The organism is Ignavibacteria bacterium, from assembly GCA_016873845.1.
GTDB lineage: Bacteria > Bacteroidota > Ignavibacteria > Ch128b > Ch128b > JAHJVF01.
In genome coordinates, this window is sequence record VGVX01000129.1 from 1 (window position 1) to 3,310 (window position 3,310).

Annotated in this window: 4 protein-coding genes; all 4 read left to right on the forward strand. The window is 37.3% G+C overall.

Annotated features, from left to right (window positions below):
- Nucleotides 1–63 precede the first annotated feature (63 nt).
- Nucleotides 64–525, forward strand: coding sequence for a MarR family transcriptional regulator (locus FJ213_13095; protein MBM4177087.1), 462 nt, complete (start codon nucleotides 64–66; stop codon nucleotides 523–525).
- On the forward strand, nucleotides 522–1,862 hold the full coding sequence (locus FJ213_13100) for a TolC family protein (protein MBM4177088.1): 1,341 nt from the start codon (nucleotides 522–524) through the stop codon (nucleotides 1,860–1,862). Before FJ213_13095 ends, FJ213_13100 begins: the two co-directional genes overlap by 4 nt.
- 12 nt (nucleotides 1,863–1,874) lie before the next feature.
- The gene (locus FJ213_13105) at nucleotides 1,875–2,897 is read left to right on the forward strand and encodes an efflux RND transporter periplasmic adaptor subunit (GenBank protein MBM4177089.1); all 1,023 of its coding nucleotides are present in this window, start codon (nucleotides 1,875–1,877) and stop codon (nucleotides 2,895–2,897) included.
- 18 nt (nucleotides 2,898–2,915) lie between these two features.
- On the forward strand, nucleotides 2,916–3,310 hold a 395-nt coding region (locus tag FJ213_13110; GenBank protein ID MBM4177090.1), incomplete at its 3' end, for an efflux RND transporter permease subunit.

Genomic DNA, 3,310 nt, shown 5'->3' on the forward strand with positions numbered 1-3,310 from the left:
ATAACTTTCGTAAAATTGTATCGTAATACGAACAGTTTGGAATACGAATAGTCGAATGGATAAATGAAAAACGAAAAAGGGATCATCGAAGAACTGTTTGACGTCGGGCAGAAAATCAAAGACGTTCACATAAAGCTTAATCCACTCATCTTAAAATCGGAAATTACAATTACACAATGGTGGGCTTTGTATTGCATCGATCAACGCAAAACTACTACATTAAAGGAATTTTCGAGCGACCTCAAGATTGCTCAAAGCTCAGCTTCGGGTTTAATAAACCGGCTTGTTAAACAGAATCTCGTTGACCGCGTCATCCCTTCCGAAGACCGCAGAAAAACTTATATAAGCTTAACGAAGAAGGGGAGGAAAATTCTCGAAATCCACACAGATAAAAGCAAAATTATTTACGAGCGATTAGTTGAAAATCTTTCAGCCGAAGAACAGAAATTATTTTTATCAATCATGAAAAAGTTTTATGAAGTCTCAACCGAGCTTCTAAAAGAAATGAACAAAGGAAAAAAATGAAAAAAGCAGCACTAATATTTTTTATTTTAACGTTGCAACTCGCTTTTAGTCAGAGAGATATTATGCTCATATCCGATCTGACGTTAGAAAAAGCAATTGAAATTGCTCTAAGAGAAAACTCGCAAGTTAAAATGGCTCAGATGGAACAAGAGAAAGCCGACGCGCGGATAACCGAAGCATACTCATCGCTCTTTCCGAACATCTCAACAGAAGGAACTTATATCAGAAACATCAAGAAACCAGTTTTCTTTTTGCCGGACTTTTTCGGAGGGACAGGAAAAGTGACTCCGATAGAAATAGGTTCAGATAATTCCTACGTTGCCGCTCTTCAGTTTGGAGTTCCACTTTTTATGGGACAGATTTATTCTGGAATTATCATCAGCAAGCTGGGAATGGAATTAAGCAATCTAAGCTATGAGGAGACACTCGCTCAAATTAAACTCAATACAACTAAGGCATTTTATGATGCACTGTTGACACGCGAATCCGAAATCTTCGTAAAAAAAAGTTATGAGAATGCATTGAAAAATTTAGAGAATGCAGAGAAGATGAATAAAGCCGGGTTACTCTCCGACTTTGAATATCTCAGCGCTCAAGTTGAAGTCGAAAAACTTAAACCGACTGTCCTGCAGGCAGAATACAATCATCAAACTGCACTGAATTTTCTGAAGACCTTGCTCAACTTAAATGTTGAAGATAAAATCACATTGAAAGGTTCGCTTGCTTTAGCAGCAGCATTAGATGAGAATGTCGCAATTGATGAAAACGTTGTTAATAATACCTATTCGCTGTTAAAGCTTGGACTTCAAAAACAAATTGCAGACAAAAACATTATGATGCAGAAATGGGGGCACATGCCGAGTCTGACAGCTTTTGGTAATTATCAAATTCAAACTCAGGCAGACAATTTTAATTTCAATAATTACACTTGGGTAAAGAGCTCTTCGGTTGGATTGACATTGAGCATTCCGATATTTTCTGGCTTTGGTGTAGCAAGCAAAGTTGAACAAGCAGAAATATCAGCCCGGCAAATTGCTGAAACTATTAATATGACCCGAAAACAATTACAAGTTGCAATTACGAATGTTAAAAATAAAATGTCAACTGCCGCAGAGAAAATTAAATCACAAAAGTTAAACCAAGAAAAAGCTCAAAAGAATTATCAAATAGCTGAGGTAAGATATAAAGAAGGCTTGAGCACACAGCTTGAGATCAGCAATGCGAATGTTAACTTGTTATCTGCCGAGCTTGGTTATGCAACTGCAGTTTATGAGTACAATCTTGCCGCTTCCGAGTTAGAGTTTTATTTACAACGATCATTTCAAAAAGGTAATTAAGTGGATTTAACTATGAAGACGAAAATATTTTTACTTACCGTGTTGATAATATTAATTGGCTGTTCGAAAGAAGAAGAAAAAGCAGCGGATGAAGCAAAGCCTGTATCTGTATCGAAAGCTCTGAAACAAGAAATTCAGAAAGAATTGAATTTCACTGGGACAATCAATCCTTGGGAAGAAGCTGCTTTAGCCGCACAAATGGCTGCAAGGATAAGAAAAATTTATGTGAAAGAAGGCGATTATGTTAAGCAAGGTGCTCTATTAGTTCAGATGGACGATGCACAATTAACCCAGATTGAACTTCAATATAATGATGCGGTAAAAGATTTTGAGCGTGCTGAGAGATTGAAGAATCAAGGAGCGATTTCAGATCAAGCATATGAAAAATCGAAAGTGATGTTCGAAACTCTCAAATCAAATTACGATAAGGTGCTTGAAAACACGCAGCTCCGAGCGCCATTTTCTGGAGTGATAACAGCAAAGTACTTGAACGACGGCGAATTGTTCTTAATGGCTCCGAATCAAAATCGCGGTGTGCCGGCTATTTTATATTTAATGAATCTTGGCGAGTTAAAAATAAAAATTAATGTACCAGAAGCAGATGTATATAAATTAAAAACCGGTAATCCGGTTTTAGTCACAAGCGATTTACTGCCAAATGAAAACTTCAATGGAACCATTAGCAGAATAAGTCCTGTAGTCGATCAAAACACAAAAACCGTTCAAGCTGAAATCAGACTCGTCAACCGTGGAGGAAAGCTGAAAGTCGGTTCGTTTGCTAAAGTTAATATTAAATTTGGGAGGAGTGTTGAATTAATTATTCCTTCCACAGCAATTATGACCGATCCGCTTTCCAGCGAGAGTTACGTTTATATTAATGAAAATGGAAAAGCAAAGAAGAAGTTAATCCAAACAGGAATGCAAATAAACGGAAAGACAGTAGTTTTATCCGGCTTAACCGAAAACGAATCAGTTATTACAACGGGGCAGCAAGTCTTGAAAGATGGCGATTCAATACAAATCTTTTCTGAATAGCTTGAGGAGTTGATAAAAATGAATTTACCACGACTTGCTGTAAGAAGACCTGTTTTGACCGGAATGGTATTTTTTGCGATCCTGATTTTTGGAGTTTACTCATTCCGTTTGCTCCCGCTTGATTTACTTCCATCAATTGAGCCGCCGATACTTACGATTCTAACTTTATATCCTGGCGCAGGTTCAGAAGACGTTGAGCAAAAAATCACAAAGTATGTTGAGAAAACAGTTGCAACTGTTCCAAACGTAAAAGAAATAAATTCTATTTCGACAGATAATATCTCAGTAGTTACTCTTCAATTCGATTGGGGAACAGATTTAAATGAAGCCGCGAATGATGCACGTTCGGCGCTTGAACTTGTTAAACTCTCTTTTCCGCCTGATGTTGATATGCCGAGAATTTTCAAGTTCAG